Origin of the sequence: Aeromonas allosaccharophila, from assembly GCF_000819685.1 — a bacterium.
GTDB classification, from domain to species: domain Bacteria; phylum Pseudomonadota; class Gammaproteobacteria; order Enterobacterales; family Aeromonadaceae; genus Aeromonas; species Aeromonas allosaccharophila.
Map to the genome: position 1 here is coordinate 1 of NZ_CDBR01000038.1, position 21,678 is coordinate 21,678.

At 60.4% G+C, this 21,678-nt stretch carries 18 protein-coding genes and 1 riboswitch; of the genes, 14 read left to right on the forward strand and 4 right to left on the reverse strand.

Features of this window, described 5'->3' with window-relative positions; genetic code table 11:
- Positions 1–259: 259 nt before the first annotated feature.
- From codB to hemB, 11 genes are all read left to right on the forward strand, one after another.
- Positions 260–1,504: a cytosine permease gene (gene codB, locus BN1115_RS07925; RefSeq protein WP_042656753.1), complete on the forward strand. Its 1,245-nt coding sequence runs from the start codon at positions 260–262 to the stop codon at positions 1,502–1,504.
- Positions 1,498–2,763, forward strand: coding sequence for a cytosine deaminase (locus BN1115_RS07930; RefSeq protein ID WP_042656754.1), 1,266 nt, complete (start codon positions 1,498–1,500; stop codon positions 2,761–2,763). The genes codB and BN1115_RS07930 overlap by 7 nt, the downstream gene beginning before the upstream one ends.
- 94 nt (positions 2,764–2,857) lie before the next feature.
- Positions 2,858–3,235 (forward strand): fluoride efflux transporter CrcB, encoded by a 378-nt coding sequence (gene crcB / locus BN1115_RS07935; protein ID WP_042656755.1) that lies wholly within the window; start codon positions 2,858–2,860, stop codon positions 3,233–3,235.
- A 65-nt stretch (positions 3,236–3,300) separates the two neighbouring features.
- Positions 3,301–4,053 carry a bifunctional demethylmenaquinone methyltransferase/2-methoxy-6-polyprenyl-1,4-benzoquinol methylase UbiE gene (gene ubiE / locus BN1115_RS07940; protein WP_042656756.1) on the forward strand — a complete coding sequence of 251 codons (753 nt, stop codon included), beginning with the start codon at positions 3,301–3,303 and terminating at the stop codon, positions 4,051–4,053.
- 20 nt (positions 4,054–4,073) lie between these two features.
- Positions 4,074–4,682 carry a ubiquinone biosynthesis accessory factor UbiJ gene (locus BN1115_RS07945; RefSeq protein ID WP_042656776.1) on the forward strand — a complete coding sequence of 203 codons (609 nt, stop codon included), beginning with the start codon at positions 4,074–4,076 and terminating at the stop codon, positions 4,680–4,682.
- Positions 4,682–6,322, forward strand: coding sequence for a ubiquinone biosynthesis regulatory protein kinase UbiB (ubiB, locus tag BN1115_RS07950; protein ID WP_042656757.1), 1,641 nt, complete (start codon positions 4,682–4,684; stop codon positions 6,320–6,322). The genes BN1115_RS07945 and ubiB overlap by 1 nt, the downstream gene beginning before the upstream one ends.
- 42 nt (positions 6,323–6,364) lie before the next feature.
- The gene (gene tatA, locus BN1115_RS07955) at positions 6,365–6,616 is read left to right on the forward strand and encodes a Sec-independent protein translocase subunit TatA (protein WP_005339385.1); all 252 of its coding nucleotides are present in this window, start codon (positions 6,365–6,367) and stop codon (positions 6,614–6,616) included.
- A gap of 3 nt (positions 6,617–6,619) precedes the next feature.
- Positions 6,620–7,084, forward strand: coding sequence for a Sec-independent protein translocase protein TatB (tatB, locus tag BN1115_RS07960; RefSeq protein ID WP_005342398.1), 465 nt, complete (start codon positions 6,620–6,622; stop codon positions 7,082–7,084).
- Entirely contained in the window at positions 7,081–7,836 is a 756-nt protein-coding gene (tatC, locus tag BN1115_RS07965; protein WP_042656758.1) for a twin-arginine translocase subunit TatC, read from the forward strand. Before tatB ends, tatC begins: the two co-directional genes overlap by 4 nt.
- A 188-nt stretch (positions 7,837–8,024) precedes the next feature.
- Positions 8,025–8,810: a TatD family hydrolase gene (locus BN1115_RS07970; protein ID WP_042656759.1), complete on the forward strand. Its 786-nt coding sequence runs from the start codon at positions 8,025–8,027 to the stop codon at positions 8,808–8,810.
- 3 nt (positions 8,811–8,813) lie between these two features.
- Complete coding sequence (hemB, locus tag BN1115_RS07975; RefSeq protein ID WP_033112882.1) at positions 8,814–9,830, forward strand: porphobilinogen synthase; 1,017 nt, start codon at positions 8,814–8,816, stop codon at positions 9,828–9,830.
- A 257-nt stretch (positions 9,831–10,087) separates the two neighbouring features.
- On the opposite strand, the gene BN1115_RS22875 is transcribed toward hemB, so the two are convergent.
- Positions 10,088–12,283 carry an immunoglobulin-like domain-containing protein gene (locus BN1115_RS22875; protein ID WP_050070499.1) on the reverse strand — a complete coding sequence of 732 codons (2,196 nt, stop codon included), beginning with the start codon at positions 12,281–12,283 and terminating at the stop codon, positions 10,088–10,090.
- Positions 12,284–12,330: 47 nt separating this feature from the next.
- Positions 12,331–12,415: riboswitch (cyclic di-GMP riboswitch) on the reverse strand.
- Positions 12,416–12,865: 450 nt separating this feature from the next.
- Between BN1115_RS22875 and prlC the strand changes: the two genes are divergently transcribed.
- The 3 genes from prlC (at position 12,866) to BN1115_RS07995 (ending at position 18,478) form a co-directional block, all read left to right on the forward strand.
- Positions 12,866–14,908: an oligopeptidase A gene (prlC, locus tag BN1115_RS07985; protein WP_042656760.1), complete on the forward strand. Its 2,043-nt coding sequence runs from the start codon at positions 12,866–12,868 to the stop codon at positions 14,906–14,908.
- Positions 14,909–15,112: 204 nt separating this feature from the next.
- Positions 15,113–17,662 (forward strand): putative bifunctional diguanylate cyclase/phosphodiesterase, encoded by a 2,550-nt coding sequence (locus BN1115_RS07990; RefSeq protein WP_042656761.1) that lies wholly within the window; start codon positions 15,113–15,115, stop codon positions 17,660–17,662.
- Positions 17,663–17,716: 54 nt separating this feature from the next.
- The gene (locus BN1115_RS07995; RefSeq protein WP_425247754.1) at positions 17,717–18,478 is read left to right on the forward strand and encodes a class I SAM-dependent methyltransferase; all 762 of its coding nucleotides are present in this window, start codon (positions 17,717–17,719) and stop codon (positions 18,476–18,478) included.
- A 71-nt stretch (positions 18,479–18,549) separates the two neighbouring features.
- Here BN1115_RS07995 and BN1115_RS08000 read toward each other — a convergent pair whose 3' ends face one another.
- Genes BN1115_RS08000 through rhlB form a run of 3 tightly spaced genes read right to left on the reverse strand, consistent with a single transcriptional unit; the run spans position 18,550 to position 21,627 of the window.
- Positions 18,550–18,804 (reverse strand): Rho-binding antiterminator, encoded by a 255-nt coding sequence (locus tag BN1115_RS08000; protein ID WP_042656779.1) that lies wholly within the window; start codon positions 18,802–18,804, stop codon positions 18,550–18,552.
- A gap of 30 nt (positions 18,805–18,834) precedes the next feature.
- Complete coding sequence (gene gppA / locus BN1115_RS08005) at positions 18,835–20,325, reverse strand: guanosine-5'-triphosphate,3'-diphosphate diphosphatase (protein ID WP_042656762.1); 1,491 nt, start codon at positions 20,323–20,325, stop codon at positions 18,835–18,837.
- A gap of 12 nt (positions 20,326–20,337) precedes the next feature.
- Positions 20,338–21,627, reverse strand: coding sequence for an ATP-dependent RNA helicase RhlB (gene rhlB / locus BN1115_RS08010; RefSeq protein ID WP_042656763.1), 1,290 nt, complete (start codon positions 21,625–21,627; stop codon positions 20,338–20,340).
- Positions 21,628–21,678: the final 51 nt, after the last annotated feature.

The window sequence follows — 21,678 nt, forward strand, 5'->3', positions numbered from 1 at the left end:
ACTCTGGGTATCAGCACCATGAAAATAAAAGCCTCCCTGAAAAGGGAGGCTTTTTTGCATTTGTCTCTCGGCAAAATGCCGCCATATCCTCTGCTGATCTCCATTTCTCGGGGTTTCATACTTCTCCATCACTCTCCATTTTTGTGGTTCGTTTGACCACAAAACCCATTAATTTCCCGATATTCATCGTAGTTTGATTGACGTAAAACGTTTTACATGTAAAATCCGGCGCGTTTTGCCTATTACGTGGAGAGAGAGCATGGCGCAGGATAACGAATACTGTTTGGGGGCGGTTCCCGCCAAAGGGCGCAAAGGTGTGCTGTTGCTGATGCTGGTGATGCTCGGCCTGACTTTCTTCTCTGCCAGCATGTGGACCGGCGGGGCGCTCGGTACCGGGCTGGTGTTCGATGACTTCATCAAGGCGGTACTGATCGGCAACTTGCTGCTGGGGATCTACACCGCCTGTCTCGGTTATATCGGTGCTTCAACCGGTCTCTCTACCCATCTGCTGGCCCGTTACTCCTTTGGGGTGAAAGGTTCCTGGCTGCCTTCGCTACTGCTGGGCGGCACTCAGGTCGGCTGGTTCGGCGTCGGCGTGGCAATGTTTGCGCTGCCGGTGCAGAAGGCGACCGGCATCGATGTGAACTGGCTGATCGCCATTTCTGGCATTCTGATGACGGCGACCGTCTACTTCGGCATTTCCGCTCTGATGGTGCTGAGCTTTGTGGCCGTGCCGGCCATTGCGCTGCTCGGTGGTTACTCTGTCTGGCTGGCGGTGACCTCGACCGGTGGCATGGCGGCGTTGCAGCAGGTGCAACCGACCAATCCCATCGAGTTCACTACGGCGCTGACCATGGTGGTAGGTTCCTTTATCAGTGCAGGAACCCTGACCGCCGACTTTGTCCGATTTGGTCGCAAACCCTGGGGCGCCGTCATGATTACCATGGTGGCGTTTTTTTTGGGCAACACGCTGATGTTCGTCTTCGGTGCAGCTGGCGCGGCGGTGGCCGGTCAGGCTGATATTTCGGAAGTTATGCTGATGCAGGGGCTGCTGATCCCCGCCATTCTGGTACTGGGCCTCAATATCTGGACCACCAACGACAACGCGCTATACGCTTCGGGTCTTGGTTTTGCCAACATCACGGGTCTCAAGAGCAAGCCGCTCAGCGTGATCAATGGATTGATTGGTACGGCTTGCGCCCTCTGGCTTTACAACAACTTTGTCGGCTGGCTGGCCTTTTTGAGTACGGCAATCCCGCCGATCGGTGGCATTATCATCATGGATTTCCTGCTCAATCGTGAGCGTTACCGTCAGTTTGCCGATCAGCAGTTCGAGACGGTGCGCTGGCAGGCGCTGGTCGCCACGGCAGTCGGGGTGGCTGTCGGAAAATGGCTGCCGGGCATAGTGCCACTCAACGCGGTATTGGGCGACGCCTTCACCTATTTCATTCTGGTTCGCCTCACCCAGCGGCCGGTTCTGGTTCAGGAAGCTAGCAAATGCTGATTCAACATATTCGTTTTGTCGATCGGGAAGGGTTGTGGCAGATCCGCTGTCAGGATGGGGTCATCACCGCCATCGAACCCCATGACGAACATGCCGTAGCTGGTCGGGTACTGGACGGGGAGGGTGGTCTGGCTATCGCTCCCTTTATCGAACCCCATATTCACCTCGATACCACCCAGACGGCGGGCGAACCGAGCTGGAACCTCTCCGGCACCCTGTTCGAGGGAATCGAACGCTGGGCCGAGCGCAAGGCGCTGTTGACCCATGAGGATGTGAAACAGCGCGCCATCCAGACACTGAAGTGGCAGATCGCCAACGGCATCCAGTTTGTGCGTACTCACGTTGATGTCTCCGACCCCAATCTGATTGCCCTGAAGGCGATGCTGGAGATGCGGGAAGAGATGAAGGAGTGGGTCGAGCTGCAGATCGTTGCCTTCCCGCAGGAGGGGATCCTCTCCTACCCGAATGGCAAGGCCTTGCTGGAGGAGGCGCTTCAGCTGGGGGCCGACGTGATCGGCGCAATACCCCACTTCGAGTTTACTCGGGAATATGGGGTCGAAAGTCTGCATTACATCTTCGATCTTGCCGAGAAGTATCAGGTTCTGGTGGATGTTCACTGCGACGAGATTGATGACGAGCAGTCCCGTTTTATCGAGACGCTGGCGACCCTGGCCTACGAGCGCGGTATCGGCCATAGAGTCACTGCCAGCCACACCACCGCCATGCACTCCTACAACGGAGCTTATGCTTCCCGTCTGTTCCGGCTGCTCAAGATGGCAGACATCAATTTCGTGGCCAATCCGCTGGTGAACATTCACCTGCAGGGGCGGTTCGATACCTATCCCAAGCGCCGTGGCATCACCCGGGTGAAGGAGATGCTGGAAGCGAACATCAACGTCTGCTTCGGCCACGACGATGTGTTCGATCCTTGGTATCCCATGGGCACCGCCAACATGTTGCAGGTGCTGCACATGGGGCTGCATGTCTGCCAGATCATGGGTTACGAGCAGATCAACGACGGCCTGAAGCTGATCAGCAGCCACAGCGCGCGCACCCTGAACGTGCAGGATCGCTATGGTATCGAGGTCGGCAAACCGGCCAACCTGCTGATCCTGCCCGCCGACAACGGCTTCGATGCGGTGCGTCGTCAGGTGCCGGTGCGTTATTCGATCCGCCATGGCAAGGTGATCGCCCAGACCCGACCGGCCCAGACCGAAATCGTGCTGGGTCAGCCGGAGCCGATCGATTTTCGTCGCTGAGTTTTCAATCAGGGAGTGTGGCGATTAGTTCCGCCTCTGGGCACAAGGGCGGCCATTGCGCATAATGGCGGCCTTATCCTGATGGAGTGACTCCATGCAAACCTGGTTATTTGTTGCTGCCGGCGGAGCCATCGGCGCCTGCCTGCGTTTCGGCATTGCCGAGCTGATGGCGCTCCTGCTGGGGCGCCACTTCCCCTATGGCACTCTGGTGGTCAACGTGGTGGGCTCCTTCATCATGGGGGTGGCCTACGCCCTCATCAGTCACGGCCATATCGTCGAGCATCCGATGAAGCCACTGCTGATGGTGGGGATCCTCGGTGCCCTGACCACATTTTCTTCCTTTGCCCTCGATACGGTAGTGCTGGCCCAACATGGTGCCTATCTGAAAGCACTGCTCAATATCGCGCTCAATCTCTTCCTCTGTCTGGCCATGGTGGTGCTGGGCATGCAGTTGGTTGCGAGCCGGGTTTAAGGTGTCCGGACGCCAGTGGCTCTGGTAAACTGGCGGCCATTCTTTGCTCTATGGGTGTTTAAGGGATGTCAGAACAAGCAACGACAACGCATTTTGGCTTTAAAACCGTGGCCGCGACCGAGAAGGAAACTCTGGTAGCAGGTGTCTTCCATTCGGTGGCAGCCAAGTATGATCTGATGAACGATCTGATGTCGTTCGGCATCCACCGCCTGTGGAAGCGCTTCACCATCGACTGCTCCGGTGTGCGCAAGGGGCAGAAGGTGCTGGATCTGGCCGGTGGTACCGGAGATCTGACCGCCAAGTTCTCCCGCATCGTCGGCGAGACCGGTCAGGTAGTGCTGGCGGATATCAACGACTCCATGCTGAAAGTGGGTCGCGACAAGCTGCGCAATCTGGGGGTCGCCAACAACGTCTCCTACGTGCAGGCCAACGCCGAGGCGCTCCCCTTCCCGGATAACCACTTCGACGTCATCACCATCGGCTTTGGCCTGCGCAACGTCACCGACAAGGACAAGGCGCTCGCCTCCATGTTCCGCGTGCTCAAGCCGGGTGGCCGTCTGCTGGTACTGGAGTTCTCCAAGCCGGTCAGCGAAGTGATCGCCAAGCTCTATGACCTCTACTCCTTCAAACTGCTGCCGAAAATGGGCGAAATCGTCGCGAACGACGGTGAAAGCTACAAATATCTGGCAGAGTCCATCCGCATGCACCCGGATCAGCAGACCCTGGCCGGCATGATGGAAAATGTCGGTTTCGAGCAGGTGGAGTACTTCAATCTGACTCAGGGTGTGGTCGCCCTGCACCGCGGTTACAAGTTTTAAGGTTGCCTATGCCAATCCCGATACAACTGGATGCCATGGTCACCGCGGTGATCGAAACCAGCCTCAACCAGTTGCTGGCGCTGGATAAACAGAGCCCGGAGCGGCTGCGCAAACTGGTGGGCAAGGTGCTCAAGCTGGAGCTGCGTGAACTCAAGCCGCTCTGGTTTGTCTTCTCCGAGCGTCGACTGGATGTGCTGGCCCAGCATGAAGGGGAGGCCGATGCGGTGCTCAGCCTGTCGCTGACAGCGCTCGGTCTGCTGAAAGACCCGTCCGCCCTGACCCGCTATATCCGCGAGGAGAAGCTGGATCTGAGCGGTGATCCCCAGCTGGTACAGGCATTCAGCGTGCTGCTGGGTGAGCTGGATATCGACTGGGAAGAGGAGTTGTCGCGCTATACCGGCGACGTGCTGGCCCACACTCTGTTCAGTGGTGCCCGTCAGGCGCGTCGCCTGGTCGGTCGCGAGCTGTGCCGCACCCGCAGCCAGCTGGCGGAATATCTGACCGAAGAGGTCCGCCTCGCCCCCGGCCCGCTGGAAGTGGCGAGTTTCAACGATGACGTCGAGGTGCTGGCCCAGCAGCTCAAGGCCGTCGAACTGCGGCTGGCCCGCTTCGAACAGCAGGTGACCTGATGACCCCGAAGGAGTTCAAACGCCTCTATCGCATCATCACCATCCTGCTGGAGCAGGGCATCGACGAACTGGTGCCCGCCCGCTATCAACCCTGGCCGGGTCGTCTGGCCCGTCGCTCCCTGTTCTGGCTCAAGAACCAGCAACCGGATCTCAGCCGCGGTGCCCGCATCCGCCTCGCCTTCGAGGCCCTTGGCCCTATCTTCATCAAGTTCGGCCAGATGCTCTCGACCCGCCGCGACCTGTTGCCGCCCGATATCGCCGAGGAGCTGGCCCTGCTGCAGGACAGGGTGCCCCCCTTCTGTGGTCAGGCGGCGCGTCAGCAGATCGAGCTGAGCCTGGGTTGCCCCATCGAAACCCTGTTTGACGACTTCGACGAGACGCCGCTGGCGTCGGCCTCCATCGCGCAGGTGCATACCGCCCGCCTGAAGGAGGGTGGCCGCGAGATCGTCATCAAGGTGATCCGCCCCGACATCGAGCCGGTCATCGAAGCTGACCTGCGACTGATGCAGGCGCTGGCCCGTCTGGTGGCCCGTTTCGTACCCCAGAGCGCGCGGCTGCGCCCCATCGAGGTGGTGGAGGAGTATCGCAAGACCATCCTCGACGAGCTGAACCTGATGCGTGAAGCTGCCAACGCTATCCAGCTGCGCCGCAACTTCACCGGCTCCGAGGCGCTCTATGTGCCTGAAATCATCACCGATCTCTGCCGCGAGCAGGTGCTGGTGATGGAGCGCATCTACGGTATTCCAGTCTCCGATATACCTGCGCTGGAAGCCAACGGCACCAACATGAAGCTGCTGGCCGAGCGCGGGGTGGAGGTGTTCTTCACCCAGGTGTTCCGCGACAGCTTCTTCCACGCCGACATGCACCCGGGCAACATTTTCGTCTCCTATGAGCACCCGGAAAACCCGCTCTGGATCGGTATCGACTGCGGTATCGTCGGCACCCTCAATCGGGAAGACAAACGCTATCTGGCGGAGAACTTCCTCGCCTTCTTCAACCGCGATTATCGCCGGGTGGCAGAGCTGCACGTGGAGTCGGGCTGGGTACCGGCAGACACCAAGGTGGACGAGTTCGAGTTCGCCATCCGTACCGTGCTGGAGCCCATCTTCGAGAAGCCGCTCTCCGAGATCTCGTTCGGTCACGTGCTGCTCAACCTGTTCAATACCGCGCGTCGCTTCCATATGACGGTGCAGCCGCAGCTGGTGCTGCTGCAAAAGACCCTGCTCTATGTGGAAGGGTTGGGGCGTCAGCTCTACCCGCAGCTCGATTTGTGGCAGACCGCCAAGCCGTTCCTCGAGAACTGGATGCACGAACAGGTCGGGCCCAAGTCGGTATTGAATGCCATCAAGGAGAAGGCGCCATTCTGGGCGGAGAAGCTGCCGGAGCTGCCGGAGCTGGTCTATGAGACCCTGCGCCAGACCCGTCATCAGCAGCGTCATTTCGACCAGATGTTTGCCGAGTTCCGCCGTCACAGCCGTCGGCAGGGGCAGGCCCGCTACCTCTTAGGGGTTGGAGCCAGCCTGCTATTGGCGGGTGTATTCTTGCTGACCCAAAAACAACACATTGAGTGGGGACAAGCCAGTCTCGCCGGTGCAGCCCTCTGCTGGCTGGTCGGCTGGTTGCGAGCCCGTTCCCATTAATCAACAACCGCGCCGTCAGGCGCCTGTTCTGGAGAGAAAATCATGGGTGGTATCAGTATTTGGCAATTGTTGATCATCGCAGTCATCGTCGTGCTGCTGTTCGGTACCAAGAAACTGCGCGGCATTGGCGGTGATCTGGGCGCGGCGGTTAAAGGGTTCAAGAAAGCACTCTCCGACGAGCCGGCTGATGCCAAGGCCGAGCAGAAAGATGCCGAGTTTCCCCCGAAACAGCTGAACGAAGCGGCCACTCAGAGCAGTGAGACCGCCAAGCAGAAAGACAAAGACCAGGCCTAAGCCATGTTCGATATCGGTTTTTGGGAGCTGGTCGTTATCGGTGTGGTCGCACTGGTGGTACTGGGGCCCGAGCGGCTGCCGGTTGCCATTCGCACGGCTACTCACTGGATCCGCCTCATTCGTTCGACCGCGAACTCGGTCAAGTCCGAGCTGGAGCAGGAGCTCAAGTTGCAAGAGCTGCACAACGACCTGAAGAAGGCCGAACAGTTGCAGATGAGCAACCTGAGCCCCGAGCTGCAGGAGTCCATCGAACAGCTCAAGGCGGCGGCCCAGTCGGTCAATCGCCCCTATCAGGTGGAGAACGAGATCCGTCCGCCGCGCCCCGAGCCGGTTGCCCAGGCTGAGCCTGCCACGCCGGTGGAGCCTGCAGTGCAGCTGAGCCACGACGTGCCGCCGGTCAACAGCCAGCGGGAGAGCGAGCCGGTGCCGGTCAGCGACTCCGCAGTAAAAGGGGAGGTGAAGCCATGAGTCAGGCCGAACAACCTCTGATCAGCCATCTGGTTGAGCTGAGAACCCGTTTGCTGCGCTCCATTTCCGCCATTCTGGTGGTGTTTCTTGGGCTGATCTACTTCTCCAACAACATCTACGACTTCGTGGCCCAGCCGCTGCTCAGCCAGCTGCCGGAAGGGACCAGCATGATAGCGACGGATGTGGCGACCCCCTTCCTGACGCCGATCAAGCTGACGCTGGTGGTCTCCTTCTTCGTGGCGATCCCCTATCTGCTCTATCAGGCCTGGGCCTTTATCGCCCCCGGTCTGTACCAGCATGAACGGCGGCTGATCATGCCGCTGGTCGCCTCCAGTGCCGTGCTGTTCTATGCGGGCATGGCGTTCGCCTACTACGTGGTGTTCCCGCTGGTGTTCGGTTTCTTCACCAGTACAGCCCCCGCCGGGGTGACGGTGGCGACCGACATCGCCAGTTATCTGGACTTCGTGCTGACCCTGTTCTTCGCGTTCGGGGTAGCGTTTGAAATTCCGGTCGCCACCATACTGCTGTGCTGGACCGGTGTGACCACGCCCAAGAGCCTGAAGGAGAAGCGTCCCTACGTCGTCGTCGGGGTGTTTGTGGTCGGCATGTTGCTGACGCCGCCTGATGTCTTCTCCCAGACCCTGCTCGCCATCCCGATGTGGGCGCTGTGGGAGATAGGTCTGTTCTTCGCCCGCTTCTATGTGAAGAAAGAGGATGAAGAGCAACAGGAACAACCGGATGTGGAGAGCTGAGGCTCTGTTCGTCACCTGTTTGCCGGACGGCGAGAGGATGACGAAGTCCGCAGGAATAGCAGAACGAGGGGAGCTGAGGCTCCCTTCCTCTTTTCATGCTCCCGTTCGAGGCGTATGGTGTTGGCCCATCGAGTAGATGGTTTTCAAATACCTGATATGTCTTCCTTTTGTTCGGAACGTCTCATCTCATGATCGATGTCGGTTTAAACCTGACCAGCAGCCAGTTCGCCGGTGAACAGCCTGAGCTGGTAGCCCGCGCCCGCGCCGCCGGAGTGGAAGCGTTGATCCTGACCGGTACCGATCTGGCTGGCAGCCGCGAGAGCGCCGAGTTGGCCGCCCGCTGGCCGGGCTACTGCTTCTCCACCGCCGGGGTCCATCCTCACGATGCCAAGAGTGTCGATGCGGCGACCCTGCCCGCCTTGCGCGAGCTGGCGGCGTTGCCGCAGGTGGTCGCCATCGGCGAGTGCGGCCTCGACTACAACCGCGACTTCTCCCCCCGTCCGGTGCAGGATGCGGTGTTCGACGCCCAGCTGGCGCTGGCCGCCGAGCTCGGGATGCCGGTGTTCCTCCATTGCCGCGATGCGCACGCTCGTTTCATCGAGATCCTCCGTCCCTGGTTGCCGAAGCTGCCGGGGGCCGTGTTGCACTGCTTCACCGGTTCCGATGAGGAGCTGGACGAGTGTCTGGTGCTGGGGCTGCATATCGGGGTGACCGGCTGGCTCTGCGACGAGCGCCGTGGTCAGCTGCTGCGCGAACAGGTGGCGCGCATTCCGGCCGGTCGGCTGATGATCGAGACCGACGCCCCTTATCTGGTGCCGCGGGATCTGAAACCCCGCCCGAAACGCAACGAACCCGCTTTTTTGCCGCACATCGCCCAGGTGGTGGCGGCCTGTCGTGGTGAAGCGCCCGAGGCCTTGCTGGCCCACACCCGGGCCACCTCCGCCGCGTTCTTCCAACTTCCTCTCCAGGAGTGATTCATGGCTACAACTCTTCCGGGCGCCTTTCCGGGCCGCCGCCTGCGCCGTCTGCGCAAACATGATTTCAGCCGTCGTCTGGTGCGCGAGAACGTACTGACCGTCAACGATCTCATCTATCCGGTGTTCGTGCTGGAGGGGGAGAACCGTCGGGAAGCCGTTCCCTCCATGCCGGGGGTGGAGCGTCTCTCCATCGATCTGCTGCTGGAAGAGGCTGCTGAACTGGTAGAGCTGGGCGTGCCCGCCATTGCCCTGTTCCCGGTCACCCCGCTGGAGAGCAAGAGCCTGATGGCCGAAGAGGCCTACAACCCGAACGGACTGGCCCAGCGCACCGTGCGTGCCCTCAAGGCCCGTTTCCCGGAGTTGGGGGTGATCACCGACGTGGCGCTCGATCCGTTCACCACCCACGGTCAGGACGGCATCATCGATGACGAAGGCTATGTGCTGAACGACATCACCACCGAGATCCTGATCAAGCAGGCACTCTCCCACGCCGAGGCCGGGGTCGATATCGTGGCGCCGTCCGACATGATGGATGGTCGCATCGGCGCCATCCGCGCCGCGCTGGAAGAGAACGGCTTCATCAACACCCAGATCATGGCCTACTCCGCCAAGTACGCCTCCTGCTACTACGGCCCGTTCCGCGATGCGGTCGGCTCTGCCGGCAACCTCGGCAAGAGCAACAAGGCCACCTATCAGATGGATCCGGCCAACAGCAACGAAGCCTTGCACGAAGTGGCGCTGGATATTCAGGAAGGGGCCGACAGCGTGATGGTCAAGCCGGGTATGCCCTATCTGGACGTGATCCGTCAGGTGAAGGATCAGTTCGGCGTGCCGACCTTCGCCTATCAGGTGAGTGGCGAGTACGCCATGCACATGGCGGCGATCCAGAACGGCTGGCTGAAAGAGAAGGAGTGCATCATGGAGTCCCTGCTCTGCTTCAAGCGGGCCGGGGCCGACGGCATCCTCACCTACTTCGCCAAGCGCGTGGCGCAGTGGCTGAAGGAAGATGCCCGTTAAGCAGACGTGACGGATAAAGACGGATAGAAAAGAGGGGAGCCGATGGCTCCCCTCTTTCGTTATGAATGTCGCCCGGACATAACTCCGAGCTGTGCCAATCGCGGTTGATGCGAGTGGCTGAGGGAGCCAACGGCCCCCTCTTGCTTATGACCTGCTGATTACAGCTTGGTCCAGGCATCGCTCCAGGCAGAGCCGGTCGCGGTTGATGCGTAGTGGCTGAGGGAGCCAACGGCTCCCTCTTGCTTATGACCTGCTGATTACAGCTTGGTCCAGGCATCGCTCCAGGCAGAGCCGGTACCCGGTGCATAGTGGCTGGTAGAACCACCACACCAGCCGCTGTAGGGCCAGGGTTTGCACTCGAAGTTGCCACCGGCGTTGCTGACTCGATCACCCGCTTGGTAGGTGGTATTGGGGGCGTAGGCCGGGTAGTCGCCATCATTGCCGCCGTTGCCGCTCTCTTCGGCCAGGGTGACCGGGAAGCGCTGTACCACCGGCTTCTGGCCGTCAGCCAGACCGGTGATCACCACGTCGTAGCTGCCATCGGTGACGTTGCTGCCCTGCAATACCAGGGTGCTGGTGCCGTTCACCTTGCTGCTGGTGGTGCCGTGGCTGCGGCCGTTCTGCTCCAGGGTTGCGGTGATCTGCACCGGGTTGGCGGTCGTCACGTTGAAACGGATGCTGACCTGACCGTTGACGATGGTGTAGTCGGAGCCCATGGCGCTGACGGTGAAATCGCTGCTGTTGATCACCGGCGGCTTGTTGCCACCATCGCAATCGCTGTCGCCCTGAACCTTCCAGACGCCCCAGTCACCGGTGGTGCCCGGCTCTTCATTCTGGGTCCACCAGCCTGCCAGCCAGTTCTTGCCGTTGTGGCTGACGATGTCGCCGCCCACGTAGACCTTCTTGGCATCCCAGCTGTTTTCACAGATGGCGCCCTGCTCCTTGACGGACACGTTACGCTGCTGGGTCACCAGCTGGCCTGCGCTGTCGCTCACCTGATAGGTGAGGGTGTAGCGACCAACCTTGTTGCTGTCGACGCTGCCGCTGACTTTGATCTGGGCGGTCAGATCGCCATCTTCTTCGTCATGGGCGCTGACACCGGTCATCGGATCGAAAGCGGTGCCCAGCTCCAGCGTGGTGTCGGTGACGCCGCTGAATACCGGTTTCATGCTGTAGACCTCGACGCTGCGTACCTGCTCGGTGACGTTGTTGTCGCGATCGCTCACCTTGTAGGTGAGGGGGTAGAGACCGATGCGCTGGCTGTCTACCGAGCCTTCCACCTGGATCTGGCCAGTCAGGTCGCCATCTTCCTTGTCGTTGGCGGTGACCCCGGCCAGCGGATCAAAGGCGGTGCCCTGTTTGATGCGGGTATCGCTCACGCCGCTGAACACCGGCTTGCCGTTATCGATCGGCGGGGTGATCTCCTGCTCGTGAATGAAGGGGCCGTAGCTCTTGATGAAGGATTCGTTGTAGGACTGACCGGCGGCATTGCGACCCATGTCCCAGTTGATGGACCAGGTCATCACGCCGCGCAGGGGTTGACCCTGACTCTTCATTCTGTTGAACGCATCGAACAGATCCTGCGGATTCTTGACGTAACCGGTGGCGGCGGCATCGATGTTGGTCGGGATGCCGAACACCAGCTTGTCGTGGGGGATCTTGGTGAAGGTTCGGGTGCCATTGCTCAAGGAGTCCGCCATGTAGTAGATGAACTCTTCTTTCAGGGCATCGTTGTTCTGGGCAATCCAGCCGATCCCTTCGACATAAACCCCATCGCCACCCTGGTTGTAGAACTGCGGGTTGATCCAGTCGTAGTAGCCTTCCAGCGCCCGCAGATAGGGGATATAGGGGCCGTTGGCGGTCAGGTGGGGGAACTCGGCAGCCATGGTGATGAGGAAGTTTTTCCCCTGGGCGCGGTAGTGATCCTTGACCAGACGCAGGGCGGCCGGGATCACGGTCTGGTTGTTGGCGGCGGTGATGGCAGCCTGCTCCAGATCGATATCCAGACCGTCGAAGCCATAGGTCTCCACCAGACGGATGATCTCGTCGGCGAAGGCCTGCTCCTGACCGGTACGCAGTTCGATGTGCGCATCGGCACCGCCCAGTGCCAGCAGTACGGCACGGCCCTGGCGGTTCAGCTCGGCGATCTGCTCAATGAACTGGCTTTCGCTCATGCCGGTGGCGGTATCCAGCTTGAAGGTCGGGATCGGATTGCTGCCATAGACCTTCATGAAGGAGACATCGACCACGTTGTATTGCGGGTTGACCTGATCGAGTTTGACGCAGGGGGCGGTACCGCCCTGATAACCGGCGCCGCCGCACCAGTTGTGCCAGTAGCCGACCACTACGCCGGATTGCGGGTTGACCATGCTCTGGCCAGCGGTTGCTGCGTGCAGCATGGGGCTGGTGGCGCCGATCAGGCAGCCCAGCAGGGAGAGTTTGAACTTGTTCATCATTGCTCCGTACATTGCAAAAGGAGGCCCATCAGGGGATGGGCTTCGGGGGCAGCTCCGCTGTCATAGGAAAATCCCTTAGACCGGTGGCTTTGCGTGGTGGCCTTTCGAACCACCTTGCCTTTTTCACCCGACCTCTGTCTGGTACAGAGAATCAAGCAGCCCCCAAATTAGCCGCATATGGTAGGAGGGGGAAGATAAATTAATCAATGTGCTCTTCTGTATGTCACATTTTGGAAAAATTTAATAATTCAATGTGTTCCATACGATATTTGCTTAAATAACGCGATGCGCGACAAGGTGCCAACGCTGATAGCCACAGGCTTGGTGAGGACTTTGGCCATCACAATCGGCGCGAGCGAACTCCCGATTTGTCGCGCGGCAAATATGGGTCACAGGCCCGGCGGCTTGTGTCATGAGTTGACGCGCAGGGGGCAGGCGGAGCACCGGTTGTGAGACGAATGGCAAAAAGGGGGCGGGAGTGTGATTCCAGCTTGATTATTGCATGGGTTGCCCACATGTTAGAAAGCCATACAGAGCTGCTAAAGCGGTCTGTTCAAGACCAAACAAGAGGTAACCGGGATGAATAACCCTTTGCTGACAATGGATTCGCTGCCCCCTTTCAGCCAGATCAAGCCGGAGCAGGTACAGCCTGCCGTGATTCAGGCGATTGCTGATTGCAAGCAGAAGATCAGCGATGTGCTGGCCCAGCGTGAACCCCATACCTGGGATAGCCTGATTGCCCCGCTGGAAGAGGTAAATGACCGTCTGTCACGGATCTGGTCACCGGTCAGCCACCTCAACTCCGTACTCAACAGCGAAGCGCTGCGCGAGGCCCATGACGCCTGCCTGCCGCTGCTCTCCGAATTCCAGACCTATGTCGGTCAGCATGAAGGGCTCTATCAGGCCTATCTGGCCCTCTCCCAGAGCGATGATTTCCCGCTGCTGAGCGGCGCCCAGCGCAAGGAGATCCAGAATACCCTGCGTGACTTCCGCCTCTCCGGTATCGGTCTGCCTGCCGAGGCGCAGCAGCGTTACGGCGAAATTCAGGCCCGCCTCTCCGAGCTGGCCTCCCGCTTCAGCAACAACGTGCTGGACGCAACCCAGGGCTGGCACAAGCTGGTGGCCGATGAAGCCGAACTGGCCGGTCTGCCCGACAGCGTGCGTGCCGCTGCCCGTCAGATGGCTGAACTCAAAGGCAAAGAGGGGTGGCTGTTCACCCTGGATATCCCCTCTTACCTGCCGGTGATGATGTACTCGGACAACCGCGAACTGCGTGCCGAGATGTATGAGGCCTTCACCACCCGCGCCTCCGATCAGGGCCCCAATGCGGGCAAGTGGGACAACTCCGCCATCATGAGCGAGCTGCTCACCCTGCGCCGCGAACTGGCCCAGCTGCTGGGCTTTGCCAACTACGCCGAGCTCTCCCTGGCCACCAAGATGGCGGACAAGACCGAACAGGTGGTGCGCTTCCTCACCGATCTGGCGGCCAAATCCCTGCCGCAAGGCAAAGCCGAGCTGGAGGAGATCCGCGCCTTCGCCGCCGAGCAGCACGGCCAGAGCGAACTGGCCGCCTGGGATCTCGCCTATTACGCCGAAAAGCTCAAGCAGCACAAGTTCTCCATCTCCGACGAGCAACTGCGCCCCTATTTCCCCGCCAGCAAGGTGGTGAAGGGGCTGTTCGAGGTGGTGAAGCGGGTGTTCGGCATGAAGGTGCGCGAGCGCCTCGGCATCGACACCTGGCACCCTGATGTGCGCTTCTACGACATCTTCGATGCCGACGACGAGCTGCGTGGCAGCTTCTACCTCGACCTCTACGCCCGCGAACACAAGCAGGGCGGCGCCTGGATGGATGTCTGTCTGGGTCGTCGCTACCGTCAGGATGGTTCACTGCAAAAGCCGGTGGCCTACCTGACCTGCAACTTCAACGGTCCGGTGGATGGCAAACCGGCGCTGTTCACCCACAACGAAGTGGTCACCCTGTTCCACGAGTTTGGTCACGGCATCCACCACATGCTGACCCGCATCGACGTGGCCGGGGTCGCCGGTATCAATGGCGTGGCCTGGGATGCGGTGGAGCTGCCGAGCCAGTTCCTCGAGAACTGGTGCTGGGAGTCCGAGGCGCTGGCCTTTATCTCCGGCCACTACGAGACCGGCGAGCCGTTGCCTGCCGATCTGCTGGAGAAGATGTTGACGGCCCGCAACTTCCAGGCGGCGATGCAGATGCTGCGTCAGCTGGAGTTCGCCCTGTTCGACTTCCGTCTCCATCAGGAGTTTGACCCGGCCAATCCGGCGCAGCTTCCGGCGCTGCTGGACGAGGTGCGCAGTCAGGTAGCCGTGATGACGCCACCGGCGTTCAATCGCTTCCAGCACAGCTTCTCCCACATCTTCGCGGGCGGCTATGCGGCGGGCTACTACAGCTACAAGTGGGCCGAAGTGCTCTCTGCCGATGCCTTCTCCCGCTTCGAGGAGGAGGGGATCTTCAACCCGGCGACCGGCCAATCCTTCCTGAAGAATATTCTGGAGAAGGGGGGCTCGAAGGAGCCGATGGAGCTGTTCCGTGCCTTCCGTGGTCGCGAGCCCAAGGTGGATGCCCTGCTCAGACACAGTGGGATTGCCGCCTGAGGCTGAGGGCCCCTTACCGCACTGAGCTTCAAGTAGATACTTTTTGCGGCATAGTGGGATCAAACCGTGATTTTTACGACAAAAAGGGACCTTTTGGTCCCTTTTTTCAAGGCTTTTTAATATCTTGCTGATTGCATATTTGCACTGCCCACGGCTCTTCAGTAGAGTCGTGTTCTAACCTTCAAGGAGAGAAAGCCACTTGCCATGAGGCGAGCACTCGATTCCGTCTATCAAATCATCTCCAGTCTGGCTCATTCGAGCGGCCAGGGATATTTCGATACTTTTGTGAGTGAAATCGCCGCTGCTGTGATGGCTGATGTCGTCCTGATCGCCAGCAGGGAATCAAATGCTTCCCATCTGACGGTGCAGGCTGCCTACCCCTCCTCCCTTGACCCCGATACCCTGACGCTGCCCCTGACCGACACTCCTGATGCTATTACCTGGCAGGAGGGAGAGGCCTGGTTCAGCGATCGTCTGCTGCAGCTGTTCCCCGCGATGCCGCTTGCCGAGGCGTGGCAAGCCCAGGCCTACGCCGGGATTGCCCTCAAGGATGCGGATGGCGAGACCATCGGCGTCTGCTGTCTGCTCTATCGTCAGCCGCAGGCCAATATGGGCAAGGTGATGGGGCTGCTCAGGTTGCTGGGGCCGCTGGCCGGGCGCGAACTGGCGCTGATGTTGCAGCGGCAATTGCCGCAACCTGTGCCCGATGCCCCCCAGCTGCTGCAGAGCATGCTGTTTCAGGCCCCGGTGGGGATCGGCAAGCTCGATCTCGCCGGCCGGATTCTCTGGGCCAATCCGGCCATCGAAAAGATGCTGGGTTATTCCCTCGACGAGCTGCTGTATCGCTCCATCTCCGACATCAATCACCCCGAAGATTGGCAGCGCAGTCTCGAATGTTACGAGCAGATCCACCGTGGCGAGCGCAGCAGCTTCACTCAGGAGAAGCGCTACTTCTGCAAGGGGGGCGAGATCCTGTGGGGGCGGGTAACCGTCACCCTGATCCGCGACGAGCAGCAGCAGCCTGACTACCTGATGGTACTGCTGGAGAATATCGATCCTCTCAAGCGCCATGCGGAGCAGCTCAAGCTCTCCCACCGGGTCTATGACAACCTCTCCGAGGCCATTCTGGTGTGCGATGCCGACAGCCGCATCGTCTCGGTCAACCCGGCGTTCGAGCAGATCACCGGTTATAGCGGTGACGAGGCGCGGGGCCAGCGGCCCAGCATGCTCAAGTCCGGGCTGCACGATCAGACCTTCTATGCCGACATGTACCATGCGCTGGAGCGGGTGGGGGTATGGCGTGGTGAGGTGTGGAACAAGCGCAAGAACGGCAAGCTCTATCCCCAGCAGCTGATGATCAGCACCCTGCGCGAAGCCGGCAAGATTCAGCAATATATCGCCATTTTTAGCGATCTTTCCCAGACCAAACAGGCTGAGCAGAAGATCGCGACCCAGGCCAACTATGACAACCTCACCAGCCTGCCGAACCGCTGGCTGTTTGGCCGCTGCCTCACCCGCTTCTGCGAGCGGGGCGAGCGCTTTGCACTGATGGTGCTCGATCTCAACAACTTCAAGGCGGTCAACAACAGCATGGATCACCATGCTGGCGATGCCCTGCTGCGAGAGGTGTCGGATCGGCTGGTGAGCCGGGTGCGCACCGAAGATCTGGTGGCCCGCATCGGCGGCGACGAATTTGCCTTTCTGGTGCCCGGCATCGTCACCCGCCGTCAGGCCGAGGTGTTTGCCAAGCAGGTGATCGGCAGCTTTGCCCGTCCGTTTATGCTGGCGAATCAACATCTCTACGTCACGGCCACCGTCGGCATGACCCTCTGTCCGATCGATGGCAGCGAGAGCGACGAGCTGCTGCGCAATGCCGAGCAGGCGCTGTTTGCGGCAAAGCGGCAGGGGCGGTTGATAGGCTCTTACTGTTCCTCCATGCGCGAAGAGGTGCGCCAGCGCCACCAGATGCAGCAGGATCTGGCCGAAGCGATCAAGCTGGAGCAGCTGACCATGGCCTACCAGCCGATCTGGGACAACCGCAGCGGACGGGTCGCCAAGCTGGAGGCGCTGGTGCGCTGGTATCACCCCCAATGGGGACAGGTCTCCCCTGCCGAGTTCATTCCGCTGGCGGAAGAGGCTGGGTTGATTCAGGGGCTGGGGGCGCTGGTGTTGTGGCAGTCGTGCCGGGATCTGGCACGCTTGCAGCAGTCCGGCTTCCCGGATCTGCAGATGTCGATCAATCGCTCCACCATGGAGTTCCAGACCATCGACCCCGAGGCGAGCGAGTGGCTCAAGGTGATCCAGCACTTCGGGCTCGATCCTGCCGACATCGTCATCGAAATCACCGAGTCTCTGCTGATGGAGAGCAGCGATCAGCACAGGGTGCGGATTGATGCCCTGCGCGAGGCGGGCTGCAAGCTGGCCATCGATGATTTCGGTACCGGCTACTCGGCGCTCAACTATCTGCGCACCTTCCCGGTGGATCTGGTCAAGATCGACCGATCTTTCGTGCGCCATATCCCCTTCAACGAGCAGGATCGGCTGCTGCTCGACGGCATCATCAACATAGTGCACAACCTCGGCATGCAGGTGGTGATTGAAGGGGTGGAGACCCGCGAGCAGCTTAACTTCCTCTGCCAGAAGGGGTGTGCCTTCACCCAGGGTTATCTGCTCAGCCGCCCGCTGGCCTATGACGACCTCACCGATTACCTCGCCCTCAACCGTCAGGGGATGAACCTCACTGTCGTGAGCTGATCCACCGCTTCTGTTATCATGGCCGCTTCTGTACGTGCCATGAGTTTGCCTCCTATGCCCCATATTCAGGTTTTCTGTGAAGTCCCCGCCCGTGATGGTGAGCTCGACGCTCTGCGTTTACGCCTTGCCGACGTGGAGTTTCCGGCTCCGTTTGCGCTGGTACTGACTGAAGAGAGGCTGGAACTGCGCAAGCTGGATGAGCCCAAGCTGGGTGCCGTCTATGTGGACTTCGTGGAAGGGGCGGTGGCGCATCGCCGCAAGTTTGGCGGCGGTCGCGGCCAGTCCATCGCCAAGGCGGTGGGGCTCAAGGCCGGTGCCACTCCGACCGTGGTGGATGCCACTGCCGGGCTGGGGCGCGATGCCTTTGTGCTCGCCTCCCTCGGTTGCAAGGTAACCCTGATCGAGCGCAGCCCCGTGGTAGCCGCTCTGTTGCAGGACGGGCTGACGCGGGCGGCGCAGGATCCCGAGATTGGCCCCTGGGTCAGCGAGCGGATGCAACTGCTGCAAGGCCCGGCGGTGGACAACCTGCTGGCGCTGCCGGAGCGGCCCGAGGTGATCTACCTCGACCCCATGTTCCCTCACAAGCAGAAGTCGGCGCTGGTGAAAAAAGAGATGCGGGTGTTCCAGTCGCTGGTGGGGCCGGATCTCGATGCGGATGTCCTGCTGCCTGCCGCGCTCAAGATGGCTGAGAAGCGGGTGGTGGTGAAGCGGCCGGATTATGCGGGCTGGCTCAACGAGCAGAAACCCAGTATGGCCATCGAGACCAAGAGCAACCGCTTCGATGTTTACGTGATGGCGGCACTGGCGGCGGGTTAACGGCCGGTGTGAGTCGCGGATGCAAAAAAGGAGGGCCAACGTCATGTTGGCCCTCCTTTTTTGTATCGGATTCAGCTGGTTGGCGCGAAGCGGATCAGCTTATCTTCCCCTTGCCAGCTCAGGCGCAGGGTCGCCAACTCCGCCAGACTGAGCCGCTCGCCACTGTGCAGCAGCAGATACTCGATCCCTTCGCTGGCTTCGATGGTGCGGATCTTGTCATCCCACTGATGACCATTGCGACTGGTGAGGGTCACCGGCAGTTGCCAGCTGGCAGCAATTTCGAGCCAGTCGTAGAGATCGCAGCTGATGGGTTGGTAATCCGGCATGATCGGCTCCAAAACAGCCAGGTTGCTGAGTCAGGCTTCCTGTACGCGGGTCGGCCAGCCCATCTTCTGCTGGCGTTCCACTTCAAAGCGCAGCTCGCTGGCGCGCAGGTAGTGTTCATCCATCCAGCCCTTGGGCAGGGTCAGGGTCAGTGACTCTTCTTCTGCCTGCAGGGTGAAGCTGGGCACTGTGCCCTGGGTGCGGCGCATGCAGAGGATCAGCGCGATGCGCAGGATACGGGCCAGTCGGATCGCCTGACGAGCGGTGACGGCACCCTGTTTCTCCAGCGGTTCCAGCTTGAATTCGTCCCGCTGGTTGAACAGCAGGGCCGACAACAGCTTCTTTTGCGCAGGGGTAAAGCCCGGCATGTCGATGTTGTCGATGATGTAGGCGGCGTGTTGTGGCGCCTTCTTGTACTCGATGCACAGACCGATCTCGTGCAGCAGCGCGGCATAACGCAAGATTGGGCGACCGTAGCGTTTGGAGAGTCGCCAGGTCGGTTGCAACTGGTTGAACGCCTCGACGGCGGTATCGCGTACCCGCTCGGCGTGCTCTTTATCCAGTTGATAGCGGCTGATCAGGCTGTCGGCGGTGCGATCCCGGGCATCACAGTCGTGATTGTTGCCGAGCAGACCGTAGATCAGCCCTTCACGCAGGGCCCCACCCGCGAGAGTCATGCTCTCGATATTCAGGGTTTCGAAGATGGCGATCAGGATGGCGAGGCCGGAGGGGAACACGGTCAGCCGTTCGGCCGCCAGCCCTTCCAGCTGCAGTCGGTCCAGCTTGCCGCAGGCGATGGCCTGACCCATCAGCTCCTGCAACTTCGGCAGGGTGACCCGTTCGCTCTTTCCTTGCGCCAGCATGATCTCTTGTAGCGCCTGTACCGTGCCGGAGGCGCCGACGCAGGTGCGCCAGCCGAGGGCGCGGTAATCTTCCGCCACCTTCTCCAGCACTGCCTTGGCGGCGGCAATCGCCTGCTCGAAACGGGCTTCGGAGAGCTCGCCATCACCGAAGTGATTGTTGAGCCAGGTGACGCAGCCCATGTGCAGGCTGTTGAGCAGTTTTGCTTCGCTATGTTCGCCGATCACCAGTTCGGTACTAGCACCGCCGATGTCGATCACCAGCCGATTGCCTTCCCCGGCAGAGGTCCAGGAGACCCCTTCGTAGATGGTCTTGGCCTCTTCCTCGCCCGAGATGATCTCGATGCTGTGGTTGAGCACCCGTTCCGCTTCGCTGAGGAACTCATCGACGTTGGTGGCAAGACGCAGGGTGGCGGTACCCACGACCCGGATATTGTCGGCCGGAATGTCCTGCAACTGCTCGGAGAACAGACGCAGGCAGTCCCAGCCCCGCTCCATGGCGGCGCGGTTGAGACGAAATTCCTGATCGAGCCCGGCGGCGAGGCGCACCTTGCGTTTGACCTTGGCGACGGTGCGCAGGGCACCGGCGACCTCGCGCACCACCAGCATATGAAAGCTGTTGGAGCCGAGGTCGATGGCGGCATAGAGAGGCGAGTTGTGCAACTTGGCCTGTCCTTAGCTCTTGCGTGGCGGACGACGACGGTTGTTGCTGTTGCCACCGCCCTGACGATCCCGCATGTTGCGGTTCACCGGCTGACGGTTGCGGAACACCCGTTTCGGCGGGGTCACATCATCCAGCAGCGCTTCGCGGTCGTACTTGCTGACCGGAATGGCGTGGTGGATGTACTCCTCGATGGCCGGCAGGTTGAAGGCATAGTCTTCACAAGCCAGGCTGATGGAGTGACCGCTCTTGCCGGCACGACCGGTACGACCGATACGGTGTACATAGTCTTCGGCATCGTCGGGCAGGTCATAGTTGAAGACGTGGGTCACGTCAGGGATGTGCAGACCACGGGCGGCCACGTCGGTGGCAACCAAGATGTCGAGCGCCCCTTTGGTGAAATCCTCGAGGATCTTCATCCGCTTCTTCTGCGGCACATCACCGGTCAGCAGACCGACCCTGTGGCCGTCGTTCTCCAGCCAGGCATGTACGTCTTCGCAGACATGCTTGGTGTTGGCGAAGACGATGGCTTTTTCCGGCCACTCCTCTTCCATCAGGGAGAGCAGCAGCAACATCTTGTCTTCATTGGAGGGGTAGAACAGCTCCTCCTTGATCCGCACACCGGTCATCTGCTCCGGCTCGACTTGCACATGTTCCGGGTGGTTCATGTGTTCGTAGGCCAGCTCCTGCACCCGCAGGGAGAGGGTGGCGGAGAACAACATGCTCAGACGCTCGGTCGGGGCAGGCATGCGGCGGAACAGGAAGCGGATGTCCTTGATGAAGCCGAGATCGAACATGCGATCCGCTTCGTCCAGTACCACGACCTGAATGTTGCTCAGATCGATCACCTTGGACTTGAAGTAGTCGATGATGCGGCCGGTGGTGCCGATCAGGATGTCGACGCCCTGCTCCAGCACGGCCAGCTGCTTGTCGTAACCTTCACCACCGTAGGCGAGGCCGAGTTTCAGGCCGGTAGAAGCGGCGATGCTGTCGGCATCGTTATAGATCTGTACTGCCAGTTCCCGGGTGGGCGCCATGATGATGGCTCTTGGTTGGTTAACCAGACGGGGCTTGGTCAGCGGGTGAGTCAGTAGATAGTTGAATGTCGCGGCCAGGAAGGCAATGGTCTTGCCGGTTCCGGTCTGGGCCTGACCGGCGAGGTCATGACCTTCTACCAGCAGTGGCAGAGACAGTGCCTGGATGGGCGTGCAATAGTGAAATCCCTTTGATTCCAGACCAGCCAGAACTTCGGGTTCGAGGCCCATTTGGGCGAATTTGTCGGTCGTTAAGTGTGTTTTGCTCATGGCGGTAGGTTATCAGGTTAGGCTTGCAATAATAAACAGGATCATTTCAAA